16 protein-coding genes are annotated in these 19,559 nt (G+C 66.9%); 7 read left to right on the top strand and 9 right to left on the bottom strand.

Annotated features, from left to right (window positions below):
* Genes HTY53_RS12240 through lptF form a run of 3 tightly spaced genes read right to left on the bottom strand, consistent with a single transcriptional unit; the run spans position 1 to position 2,810 of the window.
* Positions 1–534, bottom strand: coding sequence for a sirohydrochlorin chelatase (locus HTY53_RS12240; RefSeq protein ID WP_174106843.1), 534 nt, complete (start codon positions 532–534; stop codon positions 1–3).
* Between the two features lie 3 nt (positions 535–537).
* Entirely contained in the window at positions 538–1,692 is a 1,155-nt protein-coding gene (gene lptG / locus HTY53_RS12235; RefSeq protein WP_174106842.1) for an LPS export ABC transporter permease LptG, read from the bottom strand.
* Positions 1,689–2,810 (bottom strand): LPS export ABC transporter permease LptF, encoded by a 1,122-nt coding sequence (gene lptF / locus HTY53_RS12230; RefSeq protein ID WP_174106841.1) that lies wholly within the window; start codon positions 2,808–2,810, stop codon positions 1,689–1,691. The genes lptG and lptF overlap by 4 nt, the downstream gene beginning before the upstream one ends.
* Before the next feature lie 187 nt (positions 2,811–2,997).
* Here lptF and HTY53_RS12225 point away from each other — a divergent pair, with 187 nt between their 5' ends.
* The 3 genes from HTY53_RS12225 (at position 2,998) to HTY53_RS12215 (ending at position 6,449) form a co-directional block, all read left to right on the top strand.
* Entirely contained in the window at positions 2,998–4,557 is a 1,560-nt protein-coding gene (locus HTY53_RS12225; RefSeq protein WP_174106840.1) for a leucyl aminopeptidase, read from the top strand.
* Between the two features lie 10 nt (positions 4,558–4,567).
* Positions 4,568–5,011, top strand: a complete 444-nt coding sequence (locus tag HTY53_RS12220; protein ID WP_174106839.1) for a DNA polymerase III subunit chi — start codon at positions 4,568–4,570, stop codon at positions 5,009–5,011.
* Between the two features lie 235 nt (positions 5,012–5,246).
* Entirely contained in the window at positions 5,247–6,449 is a 1,203-nt protein-coding gene (locus HTY53_RS12215) for an Rpn family recombination-promoting nuclease/putative transposase (protein WP_174106838.1), read from the top strand.
* A 67-nt stretch (positions 6,450–6,516) separates the two neighbouring features.
* Here the strand turns inward: HTY53_RS12215 and rocF are convergent, their stop codons facing one another.
* A complete protein-coding gene (gene rocF / locus HTY53_RS12210) occupies positions 6,517–7,428 on the bottom strand; it encodes an arginase (RefSeq protein WP_174106837.1) in 912 nt (303 codons plus the stop codon).
* 98 nt (positions 7,429–7,526) lie between these two features.
* On the bottom strand, positions 7,527–7,952 hold the full coding sequence (locus HTY53_RS12205; RefSeq protein WP_174106836.1) for a VOC family protein: 426 nt from the start codon (positions 7,950–7,952) through the stop codon (positions 7,527–7,529).
* Between the two features lie 129 nt (positions 7,953–8,081).
* Here HTY53_RS12205 and HTY53_RS12200 point away from each other — a divergent pair, with 129 nt between their 5' ends.
* Positions 8,082–8,663: a TetR/AcrR family transcriptional regulator gene (locus HTY53_RS12200; RefSeq protein ID WP_217435596.1), complete on the top strand. Its 582-nt coding sequence runs from the start codon at positions 8,082–8,084 to the stop codon at positions 8,661–8,663.
* Between the two features lie 89 nt (positions 8,664–8,752).
* Here the strand turns inward: HTY53_RS12200 and ilvD (HTY53_RS12195) are convergent, their stop codons facing one another.
* The gene (gene ilvD / locus HTY53_RS12195; RefSeq protein ID WP_174106834.1) at positions 8,753–10,612 is read right to left on the bottom strand and encodes a dihydroxy-acid dehydratase; all 1,860 of its coding nucleotides are present in this window, start codon (positions 10,610–10,612) and stop codon (positions 8,753–8,755) included.
* Positions 10,613–10,746: 134 nt separating this feature from the next.
* Positions 10,747–12,420: a dihydroxy-acid dehydratase gene (gene ilvD / locus HTY53_RS12190; protein ID WP_174106833.1), complete on the bottom strand. Its 1,674-nt coding sequence runs from the start codon at positions 12,418–12,420 to the stop codon at positions 10,747–10,749.
* Positions 12,421–12,578: 158 nt separating this feature from the next.
* Here ilvD (HTY53_RS12190) and HTY53_RS12185 point away from each other — a divergent pair, with 158 nt between their 5' ends.
* Both HTY53_RS12185 and lgt read left to right on the top strand, forming a co-directional pair.
* On the top strand, positions 12,579–13,565 hold the full coding sequence (locus tag HTY53_RS12185; RefSeq protein WP_174106832.1) for a LysR family transcriptional regulator: 987 nt from the start codon (positions 12,579–12,581) through the stop codon (positions 13,563–13,565).
* Between the two features lie 88 nt (positions 13,566–13,653).
* The gene (gene lgt / locus HTY53_RS12180) at positions 13,654–14,457 is read left to right on the top strand and encodes a prolipoprotein diacylglyceryl transferase (protein ID WP_174106831.1); all 804 of its coding nucleotides are present in this window, start codon (positions 13,654–13,656) and stop codon (positions 14,455–14,457) included.
* 90 nt (positions 14,458–14,547) lie between these two features.
* On the opposite strand, the gene HTY53_RS12175 is transcribed toward lgt, so the two are convergent.
* The gene (locus tag HTY53_RS12175; RefSeq protein WP_174106830.1) at positions 14,548–16,272 is read right to left on the bottom strand and encodes a ShET2/EspL2 family type III secretion system effector toxin; all 1,725 of its coding nucleotides are present in this window, start codon (positions 16,270–16,272) and stop codon (positions 14,548–14,550) included.
* Between the two features lie 96 nt (positions 16,273–16,368).
* On the opposite strand from HTY53_RS12175, the gene HTY53_RS12170 reads away from it, so the two are divergent.
* Entirely contained in the window at positions 16,369–18,528 is a 2,160-nt protein-coding gene (locus HTY53_RS12170) for a hypothetical protein (RefSeq protein ID WP_174106829.1), read from the top strand.
* Between the two features lie 6 nt (positions 18,529–18,534).
* Here HTY53_RS12170 and HTY53_RS12165 read toward each other — a convergent pair whose 3' ends face one another.
* The gene (locus tag HTY53_RS12165; protein ID WP_174106828.1) at positions 18,535–19,485 is read right to left on the bottom strand and encodes a LysR substrate-binding domain-containing protein; all 951 of its coding nucleotides are present in this window, start codon (positions 19,483–19,485) and stop codon (positions 18,535–18,537) included.
* Positions 19,486–19,559 lie beyond the last annotated feature (74 nt).

Genomic DNA, 19,559 nt, shown 5'->3' with positions numbered 1-19,559 from the left:
TCAGGGCTTGCTGGCGGGACCGTCGACGGGATCGTTGCCGGAATCGTCGGTGGAGTCGCTGGTGGAGTCGTTGGTGGAGTCGCTGGCGGAGGCGTCAGCCGCCGCGCCAGCTAGCGCAGCCGCACAATAGGCGGCGATCGCGTCGAGCACGCTGTCGGCCTCGCCGACCGCCGCCGCGCAGCGGATCCGGACACCCGGCAGCCGCGCGCGGCAATCGTCCAGCAGGGCCGGCAGATCGCGGCGCAGATGGCCGCCCTGGCCGAAAAACACCGGCACCACCAGGATGTCCTCGATACCCTGCGCGGCGAGCTGCGCCAGCGTGGCGGGCAGGTCCGGCGTCATCAGTTCGAGAAACGCCAGCCTGACCGCGCAATCGGGCAGCCGCGCGCTGAGCCGCGCATGCAGCCGGTCGAACGGCTCGCGCCAGCGCGCATCGCGCGCGCCGTGGGCGAACAGCACCAGTGCCTGGCGGCCGGGCTTGGCGCTGGGCTTGCCGTTAGGCTTGGCGCTGGGCAGGTCGGCGGACGATGCCATCGCTCAATGCCGGTCGACCCAGCGCAGCGCCGTCAGCGCGACCAGCAGATACAGCGTGCCGGGCAACAGCGCGGAGACGATCGGCGGCCAGGTGTGCAACAGGCCCACGTGCGAGAACAGCGTGTTGGACAGGTGGAAGGACAGCCCCAGCATGATGCCACCGAACACCTTGATGCCGACCGCGCCGGCGCGCGCGTGCAGATAGGCGAACGGCAGCGCCAGCGCCATCATCACGAACAGCGTCAGCGGATAGACCACCTTCTTCCAGAACGCGATCTCGTAGCGCTGGGTGTCCTGCTTGTTGTCGCGCAGATGGCGGATATAGCGGAACAGGTCCAGCGTCGACATGCGCTCGGGCGTCACCAGCAGCACCGACAGGATCTGCGGCGTCAGCTCCGAATGCATCGTCATGTCGGGAAAGCTCTTGCGCTCGGCCCGGAACGCCGGCGCCAGTCCGTCGCGCTGCGCGCCCGGCTGCGCCGGCGCTTCGGCGAAGCGGGTCTCGGTGACTTTCGACAGCTGCCAGGACTGGTCGCCGCGATAGCGCCCTTCCTCGGCGACGCGGATCACGCTGAGCCGGTAGTCGGGATCGAACTCGTAGATCGTCACGCCGTTGATGGTCTGATCCGGCTTCAGGCCCGCCACGTTGACGAAGCGGGTCAGCTCGGCGCCGGTTGCCGGATCCTTGCCGCGGTCCTTGACCCAGACGCCCGAGCGAAAGCCCGACGACACCGTCGCGCCCAGCGAATCGAGCTTGACCTTCTGCGCGTACTGCTCGGTCTTCGGCCCGATGAACTCGCCGAACAGGAACGTCGCGATCGCCAGCGGAATCGCCAGCTTGAACAGCGAGAACAGCGCCTGCCGCGTATTGAGCCCGGCCACGCGGAAGATGGTGTACTCCGACTGGCTCGCCAGCTGGGAGAACACATAGATCGCACTGATCAGCGCCGCGATCGGCAGCACCTCGTAGATCCGCGTCGGCGCCTGCAGCACCACGTGGAAGAAGGCGACCAGCGAGGTGTAGCCGCCGGTTACGTTCTCCAGCTCGTTGAGCATGTCGAAGAACACGAACAGCGCCAGCACCGCGAACAGGATGAAGGCGAAGACGCCGTAGATCAGCCGGCCGAAGTAGCGCTCGTAGACGTGCAGCAACCTCATGCCAGGTCTCCCTGCGGGGTACGGCGGCGCAGCCCGAACACCGCGCGCCAGCCGCCCAGGCTGTAGCGCTGGCGGTAGCGGAACAGCATCACCGCGCCGAGGAAGGCCAGCAGGTGGAACGGCCACCAGGCCAGCCCGAACGGCAGCGAGCCGGAGCGGACCCAGGCCTGCGACAGGTTGATCAGGTTGCTGTAGGTCAGGTAGATCAGCACGGCGAACACCAGCGGCGTATAGCGGCCCAGACGCGGGTTCACATAGGCCAGCGGGATCGCGATCAGCACGAAGTTGAAGGCGAGGATCGGCAGCGACAGCCGCCAGATCAGCTCGCCCAGGTTCTCGTTGGTCGGATTGCGCAGCAGCTCGATGGTGTCGCGGCTCTTGACCGGCAGGTTGGCGTCGCTCTCGGGCGGTTTGCTGTCGACCTTGACGGCATAGCGGTCGAACTCGACGATGCGGTAGTCCAGCTTGCCCGGGGTGCCGGCATAGCGGCGGCCGTCCTCCATCACCACCAGCCGGTCGCCGTTGGGCATGGTCTCGAACTGGCCCTGATGGGCCAGCGCCACGCCGATCTTGCCGGCCTCGGCATTGGCGACGAAGACATTGCGCGCATGGCGCATATCGCCGTCGATGCTCTCGATGAACAGCACGTAATTGCCGTTGGCCGGCTCGATGAAGCGGCCGGCGGCGATCATCGACAGCACGCCGCGCTGCTGGAAGCGGTCGCGGAACAGCGCGCTCTGCTGGTTGGCCCAGGGCCAGGCGAAGGCGCCCAGGAACAGCGCCAACAGCACGAACGGCGCCGCGAACTGCAGCACGGGTTTGATGAAGTCGCGCAGCGACAGGCCGGCCGAGAACCAGACCACCATCTCGGAGTCCTTGTACCAGCGCGTCAGCACGATCAGCGTGGAGATGAACAACGTCGCGCACAGCAGGATCGCCAGGTAGCCGAGGGCGGCCAGGCCGATCAGCATCAGCACGTCGTTGGGGCTGGCGCGGCCGGTGGCGGCCATGCCGAGAATACGGATCACGAGCGAGGTCAGCATGAAGGTCAGCATGACCAGGAACACCGCGCCGGCGGTGTAGGCGAGCTCGCGACGCAAGGCTTGTTGAAAAATCATGCGATGTCGGTTCCGGGCTGCCGGCCAGCGCGGCGGCGGCGCACGCCGGCGGCTGACGGAGGGTACGGCGTCAGCGCTGCAGGCCAGCGGCGGCCAGTCGCTGCGGAAGTGACTGCCAAAAGTTCGCGAAGCAAAATCGCGGATAATGGAGGCTTTCGTTCTACACGAGCCCCTGGAAGGAAGCGCGATGGAATTTAGCACAAAAGCCCTTGATTTGAGCAAAGCGGGCCAGAATGGTTTCCTGGCGACCAAGACCGACTGCCTGGTGGTCGGCGTGTTCGAGGGCCAGAGCCTGGACGGCGTTGCCAAGGCGCTGGACGCCGCAACCAAGGGCCTGGTGGCTAGATTGATCAAGCTCGGGGACTTCGAAGGCAAGCGCAATTCGCAGCTGATGTTGCACGAGGTGGCCGGCATCGGCGCCGCCCGCGTGCTGCTGATCGGCCTGGGCAAGGAGGCCGAGTTCGGCGACAAGGCATTCGCCGATGCGATACGTACCGCATTGCGTGCGTTGAGCGGCACGCGTGCCGCCAATGTCCTGTGGTGCCTGGCCCAGCCGGCACCGCGCGCCGCCGGGCAGGGCGCCGCCGAGGGCGCGACCCGCGATATCGCCTGGCGCGTGATCACCACCGTCACGCTGATCCGCGAGGCCGGCTACCGGCTGCTGGAGCGCCATCCCGAACTGAAGCGCAACGGCGCCAAGAACAACGACAAGGCCCTGGGCCTGCGCAAGGTCGTGCTGGCGGTCGATACCGCCGACGTCAAGGCCGCCAACCAGGCCGTGGTGCGCGGCGTCGCGATCGCCAACGGCATGGAGCTGACCAAGGACCTGGGCAACCTGCCTTCCAATATCTGCACGCCGACCTATCTGGCCGACACCGCGCGTTCGATCGCGCGCCGCTTCAAGTTGAAGGTCGAGGTGCTGGGCCGCAAGCAGATCGAAGCGCTGAAGATGGGCGCTTTCCTCGCGGTCACCAAGGGCGCCGCCGAGCCGCCGCAGTTCATCGTGCTTCGCTACGACGGCGGCGGCGCGCGCCAGGCGCCGGTGGTGCTGGTCGGCAAGGGCATCACCTTCGATACCGGCGGCATCTCGCTGAAGCCGGGCGAGGGCATGGACGAAATGAAGTACGACATGTGCGGCGCCGCCTCGGTGCTCGGCACGCTGCAGGCCGTGGCCGAGATGGGCCTGAAGCAGAACGTGATCGCCGTGGTGCCGACCTGCGAGAACATGCCGAGTGGCACCGCGACCAAGCCGGGCGACGTGGTGACCAGCATGTCGGGCCAGACCATCGAGATCCTGAACACCGATGCCGAGGGTCGCCTGATCCTGTGCGACGCGCTGACCTATGTCGAGCGCTTCAAGCCGGCAGCGGTGATCGACGTCGCCACGCTGACCGGTGCCTGCATCATCGCGCTCGGCCACGTCAACAGCGGCCTGTACGCGCGCAGCGACGCGCTGGCCGACCAGCTGCTGCAGGCCGGCCGCAAGGCGATGGACGGTGCCTGGCGCATGCCGCTGGACGACGAGTACCAGGACCAGCTCAAGTCGAATTTCGCCGATATGGCCAACATCGGCGGCCGCCCGGCCGGCAGCGTCACCGCGGCCTGCTTCCTGGCGCGCTTTGCCGACAAGTACGACTGGGCCCACCTCGATATCGCCGGCACCGCGTGGAAGAGCGGCGCGGCCAAGGGCGCCACCGGCCGCCCGGTGCCGCTGCTGACGCAGTTCCTGATGGACCGCGCCGGCTGATCTCCGAACCATGACGCGCATCGACTTCCACAGCAATGTGCCGGACAAGCTCGGCTATGTCTGCCGGCTGATCCGCAAGGCCTACGGAGCAGGACAGAAGATCGTCGTGCATGCCGAGCCGGCCGTGCTGGCGCGGCTCGATGCGCAGCTGTGGACCTTCTCGGCGCTGGACTTCCTGCCGCACTGCGGGCTCGACAGCCCGCACGCGGCGGAAACACCGATCGTGCTGGCCGCCACGCTCGACGCGGTGCCGCACCACGAACTGCTGATCAATCTGGATACGCGCATCCCGCTGCAGTTCGCCAGCTTCGAACGGATGATCGAAGTGGTCGGCGGCGATGCCGACGATCGCGCCGCGGGGCGCGAACGCTATCGCCAGTATCGCGAGCGGGGCTATCCGCTGACGCACCACGATATCGGCCAACGCAACCAGGGCGGGGACGCTGGCGCGTAGCGTCGCAGCCGGGGCCGCGATCCGCGGCCTCGTCCTCGCTTGAAAGACCGCTCCAACCGGTCCTTTCGACGTGCCCCTTCAAACGTCGCTTTCGAACGCACCCTAAAGTGGTCCCTGTCAGTTAACTCCGCGACATTTCAGGCAAGCACCGTAGCCAATAGGCTGGCAACTTACGGCATCGGCTTTCGCCGTGTCCCGTTGTTCCTCCTATGGCCCCCTCAGGTGCTCTTGCCAAATGCTCGACTACTCCGCTCGCCAGTCGCGGCCGCGTGCGCCGCGCCATTCAGGCCGAAACTCGGCCCACCGCCATCCTGCCGGTCATGCCGACCGTTATCCGCTATACGGTCCTCCGGGCTGTCCCGCCGGCCATTCCCGCATCCCTCCCGATCATGACGGTCTCGACGTCGGCTTGCCGTGGCGCTTGCCGGGGTCCACTTGTCTCAACGTATGCGAGCCCGGCGATGAGGCGAATGACGAAGCGCTGCGTACGCCTGCCCGTCATCACGACGCCTCGTACAAGCTGGTGTTTGCCTTTCGCGAAGTCATCCGCGATCTGATCCGCGACTTCGTCTCGGATCCGTGGCTGCAGACGGCCGATTTCGATTCCATGGAGATGGTGTCCGGAAACTATGTCTCCGACGGCCTGCGTCTCGGCTTGAACGATGTGGTCTGGCGCGTGCGCGTGCCCGGCCAGCGGCAGCCGGTCTACCTGCTGATCGAGTTCCAGAGCAGCAACGACCCACACATGGCCGCGCGCATGCTCGCCTACGTCGGCATGTTCTATCGCGATGTCAGCAGGCGATGCCATGGCAAGGGCCGGCACCGATATCCACTGGTGTTGCCGATCGTGTTCTACAACGGCATGGCGCGATGGCGGGCACCGACGGACATTGCGGCGATGATCCCGCTGGTCCCCGGTCGCGTCGCGGCTCACCAGCCAAGCCTGCAGTACTGCCTGATCGACCGTGCCGCCTATACCGAATCCGAGCTGGCGACGCAGCGCAACCTTGTCGCCGTGCTGATGCGGCTCGAACAGGCAACGACGGTCGGCGCAGTGTTTGCGCCATTGCGGCTGGCCCGGGAACTGGCACAAGGCAATGCCGCGCTCGACACGGCGCTGACCGCATGGGTCGTGGCGCGAGCGGCCAACTTCAGCGCATCCGCGCTGGATCTCAACGACGTTCACAACCTGATGGAGCTGGATATGGAATTGTCGGAAGGCTATGGAAAGTGGGCGCGCCGGTTGGAGCGCGACATCAAACGGAAGGTCAAGGCTGAAATGAAAGCCGAGCTGTTGATCACGCTGCTCGACCATCGGTTCGGTCCCTTGCCCGAGGAAGTCGTCGCCAAGGTTCTTGCCGCCCCGGTGGAACAGATCGAGGATTGGGCACGTCGCGTGATATACGCGAAGAACCTTGGTGAGGTGTTCCTCTGCTAGCGCGCGGCCGCCCGCTCGCGGTGCCTCCGGGAAGCCTTCCGGCCTGGCGATCCTGAGTGGAAACGCCTCACTGGCGTATCAGGATCGATTTCCCGAACAGGCTCTCGAGAAAATCCACCATCAGCCTGGCGGTCTGGTTGCGGACATCGCAAGCCGGATTGAGCTCGAGCACATCGAGCGATCCAAGCCGGCCGGTGTCCGCAATCATCTCCATGCAAAGCTGCGTTTCGCGATATGTCGGGCCGCCCATCACCGTCGTGCCGACGCCCGGCGCGATGCTGCAGTCGAGAAAGTCCACGTCGAAGCTGACGTGCAGATGGGTGTTGTCGTCGATGCCGGCAAGCGCGTTCTGCATGGTATGGCGCATGCCGTTCTCGTCGATGTAGCGCATGTCGAAGACCGCGAGGTTCAGGTCGCGCAGCCGCCGTTTCTCCTCGGCGTCGACGCTGCGGATGCCGACCTGCCGGATATGCTCGGGATTGACCGCCGGCACCGTGCCGCTCAGCGAGATCAAGGGCGCAGGACCATCGCCGCACAAGCAGGCGACCGGCATGCCATGGATATTGCCGGTCGGGCTGGTCGAGCCGGTATTGGCGTCGGCGTGCGCGTCCAGCCAAAGCACCATCAGCTTCTTGCCGGTGTCGCGGCAATGGCGCGCGGCTGCACTGATCGAGCCGATCGCCAGGCAATGGTCGCCGCCGAGCAGCAGCGGGAAGCGTCCGCCCTGCAGGCAGCCGTAGCAGGCATCGAACACGCCGCGGTTCCACGCCACTACTTCGTCCAGGTGCCGCATGCCGTCGACCGGCGGGTGCAGCGGGTTGGCCGGGCCGGACAGATTGCCGCCATCGACGACATCGAGCCCGTTGCGCAGCAGCGCGCCGGCGACATCGGCGACGCGCATCGCCTCCGGACCCATCGATGCGCCGCGCGTGCTGGCGCCGACATCGGTAGGCGCGCCAATCAACATCACTGTCCTCATGGTCCCTCCTTGCGGTTTCGAAGGCCGCCGGTGTCCGTGGGTGTCCGCGGATGTCCGGGGCGCCGATCACGGGGCCATGATACCGCCGCGATACCGGATCAGCCCGGCATGGCCTGCGGGTCGTATTGCGCGGCGAATTCGGGCGACGGCGGAATCGGCTTGATGATGTCGATCAGCACGCCGTTGGGGTCCGCGGTGATGAAATGCCGTTGGCCGAACGGCTCGTCGCGCAGTGCCAGCCGGATCGGCAAGCCGGCCTGCTGCAGCTGCGCGTACAGCGTGTCGACGTCCTCGACCTCGAAGTTCAGGATGGTCCCGGCCACCGGTGCGCGGCTGCCCGAAGGGATGGTCTCGTGCCGGTAGTCGAGCACGGCGAGATTGACGCCCGCATCGTCGGCGGCCTGCAGATGCCAGTACCAGTCGCTGGAGAACAGCGCCTTGAAGCCAAAGTGCTGCTGGTAGAAGGCCGCCGTGGCCGCCACATCGGCGGTCTGGATGACGGGGTAGAAGCTGGTGATCTTCATGACGGACTCCATTCGGTGTGGCGGCCTTCGAGGAAACGGAAACGGAAACGGAAAAGGCCGGATTGAATTAACATGCAGTCTGTATCTTTTTGTCGTTATAACATACAGGCTGTATGTATGCAAAGAAAAATGCCACGGACCAACCGTGAACGCACCGAGGCTACGCGCGGCGCCTTGCTGGCCGCCGCGCGCGCCTTGTTCGTCGACAAGGGGTATGCCGGCACCTCGACCCCGGAAATCGTCGCGGCGGCCGGCATCACGCGCGGTGCGCTCTATCACCACTTCGAGGACAAGCGCGCGCTGTTTCGCGCGGTGCTGGAGGAGGAGGCGAGGGCGGTGGCCGACGAGATCGAGCGCGCCGCGCCGGCCACCCGCTCGGCGCGCAAGGCGCTGATCGCCGGCAGCGAGGCCTATCTCACGGCGATGACGGTCGCTGGCCGCACTCGGCTGCTGCTGATCGACGGTCCGGCGGTGCTGGGCCCCGGCGAGAGCCTGTCGCTGGACCAGGCCCACGCTGGTCGCACGCTGCGCGAGGGGCTGGCGGCGGCGCTGGGTCCGCGCCTGCCGCCGCCGCTGACGGTCGATGCGCTGGCCACGCTGCTGTCGGCAGCGTTCGACCGGGCCGCGCTCGCGATCGATGCCGGCGATGACCCGGCCGCGATCCGCGCCGCGATGGTCAGGCTGATCGAGCGGACGGTATCCGGGGTCTGAAACGGGCCGACGCGCCGGAGGTGCAACCGTGCCGCGGTGCAAAAAAAAGGCCGCTCCGAAGAGCGGCCTTGCAGCGGGCAGGTACGGGGTCAATCGTCCAGCAGTGACAGGTCCCGGACCGCGCCCTTGTCGGCCGACATCACCAGCTTGGCGTAGGCCTTCAGTGCCGCCGAGACCTTGCGCGGGCGCGGCTTGGCAGGCTTCCAGCCCTTGGCGTCCTGCTCCGCGCGGCGGCGCGCCAGTTCCTCGTCCGACAGCAGCACGTCGATCCTGCGATTCGGGATGTCAATGCGAATCCGATCGCCGTCGCGCACCAGGCCGATCGCTCCGCCGGCCGCCGCTTCGGGCGAGCAGTGGCCGATCGACAGGCCGGAGGTGCCGCCCGAGAAGCGGCCGTCGGTCAGCAGCGCACAGGCTTTGCCCAAGCCCTTGGACTTGATGTAGCTGGTCGGATAGAGCATCTCCTGCATGCCGGGCCCACCCTTCGGGCCTTCATAGCGCACGATCACCACGTCGCCGGCCTTGACCTTGTCGTTCAGGATGTTCTCGACCGCCTCGTCCTGCGATTCGGTCACGTGGGCCGTGCCCTCGAACACCAGGATGCTTTCGTCGACGCCGGCGGTCTTGACCACGCAGCCATCGACCGCGATGTTGCCGGTCAGCACCGCCAGGCCGCCTTCCTTCGAGAAGGCATGCTCGTACGAGCGGATGCAGCCCTCGGCGCGGTCCAGGTCCAGGCTCGGCCAGCGCGTGTTCTGGCTGAATGCCACCTGGGTCGGAATGCCGGCGGGTCCGGCCAGGTAGAAGTTGCGGACCGCCTCGTCCCGGGTGCGGACGATATCCCATTGCTCGAGTGCGTCTTTCAGCGTCGGCGCATGCACGGTCGGCACGTCGGTGTGCAGCTTGCCGGCGCGCTCGAGTTCGCCGAGGATGGCCATGATGCCGCCGGCGCGGTGCACATCCTCGATGTGGTACTTGTTGGTGTTCGGTGCGACCTTGCACAGCTGCGGCACGACGCGCGACAGGCGATCGATGTCGGCCATGGTGAAGTCGATTTCCGCTTCCCGGGCGATCGCCAGCAGATGCAGGATGGTATTGGTCGAGCCGCCCATCGCGATATCCAGCGTCATCGCGTTTTCGAAGGCCTTGAAGCCGACGGAGCGCGGCAGCACGCGCGCGTCCTCCTGCTCGTAGTACTGACGGGCCAGTTCCACGATGCGGCGGCCGGCACGCTTGAACAGTTGCTCGCGGTCGGCGTGGGTCGCCACCACCGTGCCATTGCCCGGCAGCGACAGGCCCAGCGCTTCGGTCAGGCAGTTCATCGAGTTGGCGGTGAACATGCCCGAGCACGAGCCGCAGGTCGGGCAGGCCGAGCGCTCGACCTCGGCCACGTCGGCGTCCGAATAGGCCGGGTCCGCCGCAATCACCATCGCATCGACCAGGTCCAGCTTCTTGAACTCGACGGCCTTGGTGACCGGGTTGGCCAGGCGCGTCTTGCCGGCTTCCATCGGGCCGCCCGAGACGAAGATCACCGGAATGTTCAGCCGCATCGCGGCCATCAGCATGCCCGGCGTGATCTTGTCGCAGTTCGAGATGCAGACCATGGCGTCGGCGCAGTGCGCGTTGACCATGTATTCCACCGAATCCGCGATGATGTCGCGGCTGGGCAGCGAGTACAGCATGCCGTCGTGTCCCATCGCGATGCCGTCGTCCACTGCGATGGTGTTGAATTCCTTGGCGACGCCGCCCGCCGCCTCGATCTCGCGGGCTACCAGCTGGCCCAGGTCCTTCAGGTGCACGTGCCCCGGGACGAACTGCGTAAAGGAATTGACGACCGCGACGATCGGCTTGGAGAAGTCCTCGTCTTTCATGCCGGTCGCGCGCCACAGGGAGCGCGCGCCTGCCATGTTGCGGCCGGCGGTGGAGGTCTTGGAACGGTATGTGGGCATCGTGATGGTGCGGTAATGAAATAGCGTGGAAACGCCGCGGCGCAAGCCGCAAAAAAAGAAGCCCGCGGGCGCGCAGGCTTCGGATCGGATCGATCGGACGGGGTGAGCGGCTCTAGACCCGTCGATGTCCGGGTTCAGTCGGTGACCGCCCCCTTGCTGGCCGTCGACGCCAGCTTCGAGAACTTGGCCAGCACGCCGCGCGTATAGCGGGGCGCCGGCTGCTTCCAGGCGGCACGGCGGCGCGCCAGTTCTTCGTCGCTGATGTTCAGCTGCAGCAGCAGCCTGTGCGCGTCGATCGTGATCGAGTCGCCTTCCTGCACCAGCGCGATGGTGCCGCCGACAAAGGCTTCCGGCGCGACGTGGCCGACCACCATGCCCCAGGTACCGCCGGAGAAGCGGCCATCGGTGATGAAGCCGACCGATTCGCCCAGGCCCTTGCCGATGATCGCCGAGGTCGGCGCCAGCATTTCCGGCATGCCGGGGCCGCCCTTCGGTCCCAGATAGCGCAGCACCAGCACGTCGCCAGCCTGGATCCTGTCGGCCAGGATCGCGTCCATTGCGCTCTGCTCGTCGTCGAACACGCGCGCCGGCCCGGTGATCACCGGGTTCTTCAGCCCGGTTATCTTCGCCACTGCGCCTTCCTCGGCCAGGTTGCCCTTCAGGATGGCCAGATGGCCTTCCTTGTACAGCGCCTTGTCGATCGGCAGGATGACATCCTGATCGGCGCGGGGCTGATCGGGCACGTGCTCCAGTTCCTCGGCCAGCGTGCGGCCGGTGATGGTCAGGCAGTCGCCGTGCAGCAGGCCCGCGTTCAGCAGGATCTTCATCACCTGCGGGATGCCGCCGGCGCGGTGCAGGTCGGTGGCGACGTACTGGCCCGACGGCTTCAGGTTGCAGATCACCGGCACCTTGCGGCGGATGCGCTCGAAATCGTCGATGGTCCATTCGACCTCGGCCGCATGCGCGATCGCCAGGTAGTGCAGCACCGCGTTGGTCGAGCCGCCGGTCGCCATGATCAGGCTGACGGCGTTTTCGATCGACTTGCGCGTGATGATGTCGCGCGGCTTGATGTCCTTCTTGATCGCCTCGACCAGCACGCGCGCCGATTCGGCGGCGCTGTCGACCTTTTCCTGGTCCGGGTTGGCCATCGTCGACGAATACAGCAGCGACATGCCCAGCGCCTCGAACGACGAACTCATCGTGTTGGCGGTGTACATGCCGCCGCACGAGCCGGTCGACGGGCAGGCGTTCTTTTCGACGCCCTCGAAGTCCTCCTGGCTCATCCGGCCTGCGGTGAACTCGCCGACCGCCTCGAACGACGACACGATGGTCAGGTCCTTGCCCTTCCAGTTGCCGGGCTTGATGGTGCCGCCGTAGACGTAGATTCCGGGCACATTGGTGCGCGCCAGCGCGATCATGCCGCCCGGCATGTTCTTGTCGCAGCCGCCGATGACGACCACGCCGTCCATCCATTGGCCCTGCGCGGCGGTCTCGATGCAGTCGGCAATGACCTCGCGCGAGATCAGCGAGTACTTCATGCCCTCGGTGCCCATCGACATGCCATCGGAGATCGTCGGCGTGCCGAAGATCTGCGGGTTGGCGCCGGACGCCTTGATCGCATCGACGGCGGCGTCGGCCAGGCGCTGCAGCCCGGCGTTGCAGGGCGTGATCGTTGAGTGGCCGTTGGCGATGCCGACCATCGGCTTGTCGAAGTCTTCCTTCTGATAGCCCAGCGCGTAATACATCGAGCGGTTGGGCGAGCGCGCCACGCCTTGCGTGATGTTCTGCGAGCGGCGGTTGTAGGCCATGGGGATCTCCGGGGTGGAATGCGTCGCGCCCGCGGGCGCTGCCTTTGTTGTGGGCGAAAGCATGCCGCTTGCGTTTTTGTGTGTCAAATATATTATTCGTGCCTTATTGAGTCGTTTTTCCTATCAAGCGCGTGGCCGCCGCCGCGCCGGGAGTCCGCGTGGATCTGCGTCAGCTGCGCTATTTCGTTACCGTTGCCGAGGAGCTCCACTTCGGCCGCGCCGCCGCGCGCCTGGCCATGACCCAGCCGCCGCTGTCGCAGCAGATCCAGGCGCTGGAGGAAGAGATCGGCGTGCAGCTGTTCGTGCGCACGCGCCGCTCCGTCGCGCTGACCCCGGCCGGCCAGCAGTGGCTGCCCGAGGTGCGACGGGTGCTGGCCGACGCGGCGGGTTTGCCTGCGCTGGCGCAGCGGCTGGCGCGCGGCGAGGTCGGCACGCTGTCGCTGGCCTTCGTCAGCACCGCGGACTACGGCATCCTGCCCGATCTGCTGCGGCGCTTTCGCGCGCGGCATCCCGAGGTCCAGCTGCAGCTGCGCGAGGCCACCAGCGATATCCAGCTCGAGGCGCTGGCCGAAGGCCAGATCGACGCCGGGCTGGTGATCCGTCCGCAGATGCCGGCCCTGCCGCACGGCCTGTCGTATCTGCCGCTGGTGCGCGAGCCGCTGGTGCTCGCCGTGCCACAGGACTGGCGCGCGCCCGGCCGGCGCAGCGGGGCCGCGCAGGCGGATGCGGTGGCGTTGGCCGATTTCGCGCACGAGCCGCTGATCCTGTTTCCGCGCCGAAGCGCGCCCGCATTTCATGACATCATTACCGGTTACTATGCGCGCGACGGCTTCGCCCCCGCGATCGCACAGGAAGCGATCCAGATGCAGACCATCGTCAGCCTCGTGTCGGCCGGCATCGGCGTCGCGCTGGTGCCCGCCTCGCTGTGCAACCTGCGGCGCACCGGCGTGTCGTATCTGACGTTGCGCGGCGCGGTGCCGCAGATCGAGACCGGGCTGGCGTGGCGCGACAACGGCGCGGCGGGGCCCAGTCCGGTGTTGCGGTCCTTTATCGAGATCGCCTCGGCGCTGGCCCCGGCCGCGCGTCCGGGCGGCGGCACGCCGAAGCGGCGTGCCGCCAGGCCGGAGTCGCAGCCGAAGCATTGATGCCCGATCCCGATTCCCGGTCCCGATCGCCGATCCCGATTCCAATCCCCATTCCATCCATCCAAACAACGCCAAGCGATAGACCCGCATGCTGATCCATCCGAACTTCGATCCCATTGCCATCCATCTGGGCCCGCTGGCGATCCGCTGGTACGGGCTGATGTACCTGGCCGGCTTCATCATGTTTATGTGGTTCGGCCGGATCCGGCTGCGTCAGCCGCAGGTGGCGGCGCAGGGCTGGACCGCGCGGGATATCGACGACCTGCTGTTCTACGGCGTGCTCGGCGTGATCCTGGGTGGGCGGCTCGGCTACGTGCTGTTCTACAAGCCGTCCTTCTACCTGTCGCATCCGCTCGATATCTTCAAGGTGTGGGAGGGCGGCATGGCCTTCCACGGCGGCTTCCTCGGCGTGGTGATCGCGATGTGGGTGTTCTCCAAGGTGCGAGGCCGGCATTGGATGGAAGTGACCGACTTCATCGCGCCGATGATTCCGTGCGGTCTGGCGGCCGGCCGGCTCGGCAACTTCATCAACGGCGAGCTGTGGGGCCGTCCGACCGATCTGCCGTGGGGCATGGTTTTTCCGCAGGCCGGCGACAATATCGCGCGCCATCCGTCGCAGCTGTACCAGTTCGCCGGCGAAGGCGTCGCGCTGTTCGTGATCCTGTGGCTGTTCGCGCGCCATCCGCGGCCGATGGGCGCGGTCTCGGGCGCTTTCCTGCTCGGCTATGGCGTGTTCCGCTTCCTGGCCGAGTTCGCCCGCGAGCCGGACAATTTCCTCGGCCTGCTGGCGCTGAACTTTTCGATGGGCCAGTGGCTGAGCCTGCCGATGATCGTCGCGGGCGCGGCGATGATGTGGTGGGCGTATCGGCGTCAGCCGCAGCTGTCGGCCTGACATCGGGCTGATGGTGGGCTGATGGCGGCCTGACATCGACCCGACATCGGCCCGACCTCGGCCCGACCTCGGCCGAAGGCGGTTCGGCCTTCAGCCGAGCTTCCACTTCCAGCGAGTCCAGCCTTTCAAGGCCGCTGCAGCACGCCCGTCCCGTTTGCTGCCGTCGCCCGACAGCAGCGACGGCGCGAACCGCTCCAGATGCGATCGCATCATCTGTTCGACGAGCAGCTGCTGGCGCCCCTGCGCATTCAGCCGTCGAATCAGCCGCCACGCCGGCTTCAGCAGATAGACGCAGGCCTGCGGCGGCAGCAGCGGCAGCACCTTGTCGACATTGCCGACGGTCAGCAGATCGTTGTTGCGCACGGCCGCTTCCAGGCCCGTTTCGTTGTCGGCCGAACGCGCGCACATCAGCGAGGCGAGAAGCAGCGGCGGCAGCGACGACAAGGCGGCGGCATACGCCGGCGGCGTATTGGAACGTCCGTGCTTGAACGCGTGATGGAGCGCCGAGGTCCCGTCCGGCATGGCTGCCACCAGCATGGCGTAGTGATGGTCCGGCGGCAGCAGCGCCTGCAGCAGGTCGACGAATGGCCGGAACATTTCGGTGCGGCCGGCCTTCACGGCGTAACCGAACGCCGTCGTGCCGCAGTCCGCGCGCGATTGCAGCAGGTGAATCCGCTGCTCCAGCGGAAGGTCGGCGATCAGCTCCCCAAACAGCCTGGCCGACGATGGCAAGCCGAGCGACATGATGTCGTAGAACAGCGGGGTGGAGCGGTTCGTACTGAGCCGCTGGATGCGCTCCTGCTCTGGCAGCGCGCGCAGGGCCGGCGCCAGCTGACGGACCGCGTCATCGCAGCCATAACGCAGCAAATACCACAACGCATCGGCCGTCAGCGGCGGCAATGCCCCCGACAACTGGCGCGGCTGCGCGGGCAGGGTCACGTCGAGGTCGCGCAACTGCCGCAGCGTCGCCATGTCGAGCTCGAGCATCAGCATGGCGTCCACCGTGTTCGGGGTCCGGGTCTGCAGCGGGAAGGCCGGGTAGTCGGGCGCGAACGGGGTGAAGCATCGCGCCTCCAGGTGGCGTACCGCTTCCAGGTCGTCGAAGCGCGCTTCGAGATGCGTGGCCGTGAAGTTGGGATCGTAGAAGGCGACGACATGGAGCGTGCGGTGCGGCTGACGCTCGATGCGCAGCCCGACGGCCATCGCGTGATCGGGTGTCAGCACCAGCAGGGTGGTGGCCGTTTCGCCGCGCCGGTCGAGGTCGGCCAGGCGTGCGACGAACTCCTTGCCCCAGTCTCCGTTCATCACCACACGCAGCTTGCCGAGCTGCACGGCGTTCGGCACCACCCTGTATTCATAGCTCAGTGGGACGTTGTCCCGCAGTGCCTGTGCGGTTGCCAGCCGCGAGTAGTCGGGGCCATTGGGCAGGCCGTCGATGAACAGGCCAAGCCAGAAGACGGCCAGATGGCGGCAGGCGATCGGCCCGGACCGGCGTCCGCGCGCGAAGGAGACCTGGCCATTGAGCCGCACCGACGGATGGGTGCCACGTGGCCAGTGGAATTGATCGTCGAACATTTCACGGCACCTGTCGTCCAGCAGCGCCGCCAGCGCCTGCCGTTGCGGCTCCGCCGCCGTGGCGCTGCGGACAAGGAGCTGCCCCTTTTCCCAGCGGATCCGGAAGCAGTCGCTTCCGCACTGCAGCCATCCGCCATGAGCCTGCCATAGCCGGCGCATGTCACGGTTGTGCAGCGCCTCCGGCACGGGGCATCGCACCACGACGGGCTGCGGTTTCGCGGAGGAAGCGGCGACGAACATGATGTTCTCCAGAAGAGGGCGGTCGAACAGCATGCGGCCACGGCACGGCATGGCTCAAGAGCCAGGTGTCACTTATCGCGAGTTGCTTGTCGATTTATGAAAGCCTTTGCACATAACTTGCGCGATCCTTCGGCGCATCGGCGATCGCTCCCCACCGACGTCGTCGTCGCCTTCGCTCTCATTCGTTCAGCGCCTGCTTCCGGATTCATCATGCCGCCCCTTTCCGCTCCTGCCGTCGCCTCCGTCTTGTTTCCGTCCCTGACTCCCGGCATCTCCGACCCTGTCGGAGATCGAACCGGCCCGTCGTCCCCCGAGGCGCCTATCGCCCCGCACGCGCCGGTGGAAGGCGCGATCGGCGACACGGTGACGGCCGGCTGCGCGCGGCATCTGGATCAACTGGAGCGGACGATCGACGCGCTGGCAATCTCGGCCAGTCAGAAGCAGCCACTGAAGCAGAGGCTCGAGGACTGCCGCAGGGACTTCGAGGCGCTCCAGAATCTGGCACAGGAAATCGTGCGGCTCGAGTACCGTGCCACCAGGCCGTGGGAGTCCGGCCCACAGGCGCAGGAGCGACACCTCGCCGTGGTAATGGCACGCAACCTGAAGCTCGCGACGCAATGCCAGGCGCTGATGCAAAGGCTGCAGTCGCTGCAGGACGACATCGCGCCCCACGTGCAAAAGCGCAGCGTCGGCAAGATCATCGCGCTCGCCGTGGGCGCACTGCTCGGCATTGCCGGTACCGTCACGCTGGCGGTGATCCTGTGGCCAGTGGCCGTGACCGGGGTAGCGCTGGGCGGGTCCTTCCTGTTGACGGCCGCGTGCGCGGCGGGAACAGGAGCATCGGCTGCCGTGGGCGTGATCGCGACCATCTTCGGCGCAGGGGAAGTGTTCGGCAGGCCCGAGGCCTATCGCCACTTTCCTGACCGGCGGCCGGATCTTGCGAGGCTGGTACGCGAGCTAGGCGACCAGATGAGCCGTTGGCTCGAAGCCAATTCGGACTTTTCGGAGCCGCTGGCGCAGGACGTGCTGGAGGAGCTTTGTGGCGGTCCCATCGGGGCGGCCTACTTTTGCATGGAAGTGCAGGACAGCATGCTGTGCGATGCGGCCAAGCGCCTGGTCGACCAATCGAGCGAGCGCGCGCCGGCGCAGAATGGACTGGCACGCGCCGTATCGTCGCGGCCGATCGTCCCGGACCAGGGCGCGGCCGACGTGCGTGCCGACGTGTCTGCCGACGTGTCTGCCGACGTGCCTGCTGACGTGCCTGAGGACGTGGCCGCCAGCCACGACCGCAATTGGGGCGAAGTCCTGGATAACGATCGGATGATCGAACAGTTCTGGCACCGCCTGGGCTTCGAGCGTAAAAATCCGCCGAGCACCGCGGACCGCGCCGCGGAGGCGGCGTTGGCGGACACGTCGGTCGACAATGCCGGCGATACCGCCAGCGATCGCCCATTGAGCCGAACCGTATCCAGGTCGAGCATTGGGTCGTACAACTCGATGAAAATGGAAGACGGCCCGGACGGGTTGGGCGATGCGTCGGCCTATGGTCTTGGGAAGACCGAGAGCGCCTCGCAGGCGCTTCCCGCCGCCGCTGCCGCCGCTGATGACAACGCAGCCCCGGCAGCAATCTCCGCAGTGCAAGCCGTCCAGGCGCCACCGGTTGGCGTGCAGGCACAGTGGGAGGAGAGCCGGGCCTGGGCGGAGAGCCGGATCAGCACCGCTGCGCGATACGTGCAGCATCTCTCGACGGCACTTGCGCAGCCCTATCCGAAGCGGATCGACGGCGCCGAGCACAAGAAGGTCGTCATGGTCGAATATCTCTGCGCCCTCCAGCTTCTGGAAAAGGCAGGCTGCGAAATGCTCGCGCTGGCGGAGATGGGGGGCCTCCATGCCAACCGCTTTGCCACGGCCAGTGCGATGAATCAGCTGGCGGCCACGATGTATATGGAGCGCGGCCGGTTTCTTGGCAATAACGTGACCGGACTGCGCGCGCTGTTCGACGACGACAACTGCATCCGCTTCGACGATTTGCCGAATGCCTCTGAGCGCGCCGCGGCGAGCCGGGCCTGGGACGCGGTCATTGCCCAGGCGGCGGCGCTCGTCCGCCAATTGGACGAGGTGTGCGCTCCCGTCGTCCAGCGAACCTTCCGGAACCTGGCGGTGGAGCGAGCCATGGACTTCTTCGCCCAGGCCATCGCCGCACGCAAGCCGATGATGGAGCGGGAATTGAGGCAGGATCCGCCGAAGGGGCCGTAGGGAGCGTTACGCGCGGGCGGGCTTCAGCGAGCCGCCTTGCGCAATCTTCGCGGCGACGATTTCGCGCAATGCTTCGGCGACCGCTTCGGCCGCGGCGGTCCGTGGCAGCGCACGCGGCCAGCAAAGCGCCAGCGTGCGGTCGAGCTCGGGGAGAATCAGCCGTGTCGGCAGCGCATCGTCGTCCGGCTCGCGGCTCAGTGACGACGCAGGCAGGATCGTGCAGGCCAGCCCTTCGCGCGCGGTCTGCAGCAGGATCGGCAAGGAATCGAGGTCCGCGACAACCTGCAGCCGAATGCCGGCGCCGCTGGCATGCTGCTCCAGCACTTCACGCAGCCCTTGCGCCCCGCTTGGCAGTACCAGCGGAATCTCGGCCAGCGACTTCAACGCAATGGTCGCCTCCTTGCCCGATCGGGCGCGACGCCGCTTCGGATTCGCGGAAAGCGGCGGCGTGCCGACCAGATACAGCGCCTCGCTGGCCAACGGCTCCAGCTCCACCGCGCGCGACGGCGTATCGCGAAACAGAATGGCGAAGTCGAGCCGGTTGTTGTTCAGCAGTTCGGCGATATAGCCGCTCATGCTCTCGAACAGCTGCAGCCGCACGCCTGGATAGCGCTGGCGCACCGCGCGCACCAGCGGCATGCCGAATGCCGCGGCGGCGGTGGTGGGCAGGCCGATCGCCACGGTGCCGGCAATGTCGGCGCCGGCCACCTTGACGTCGGCGCGGGCCACATCGATCTGCTTGAGGATCGCGCGGGCATGCCGGTACAGCGTGCGGCCGGCTTCGGTGGGCTTGACGCCCTTGGCGCCCCGATGCACCAGCGCCACGCCCAGTTCCGCTTCCAGCGCGGCAAGCTGCTGGCTCAGGGCGGGCTGCGCCACGTGGGCGACCTCGGCGGCGCGGGTCAGGCTGCCGTGCTCGACGATCGCGACGAAATAGCGCATGCCCCGGATATCCATGTCCCGCCCCAATGACGCAGTGAAAGCCGAAGGTATTGATTGTACTTATGGCTGGCTCGCGATTCCGTATTTCC

Origin of the sequence: Cupriavidus gilardii (assembly GCF_013314895.1) — a bacterium.
GTDB lineage: Bacteria > Pseudomonadota > Gammaproteobacteria > Burkholderiales > Burkholderiaceae > Cupriavidus > Cupriavidus gilardii_C.
Note: the sequence above shows the minus strand (reverse complement) of the source record. Positions and strands in the feature narration are given on the sequence as shown.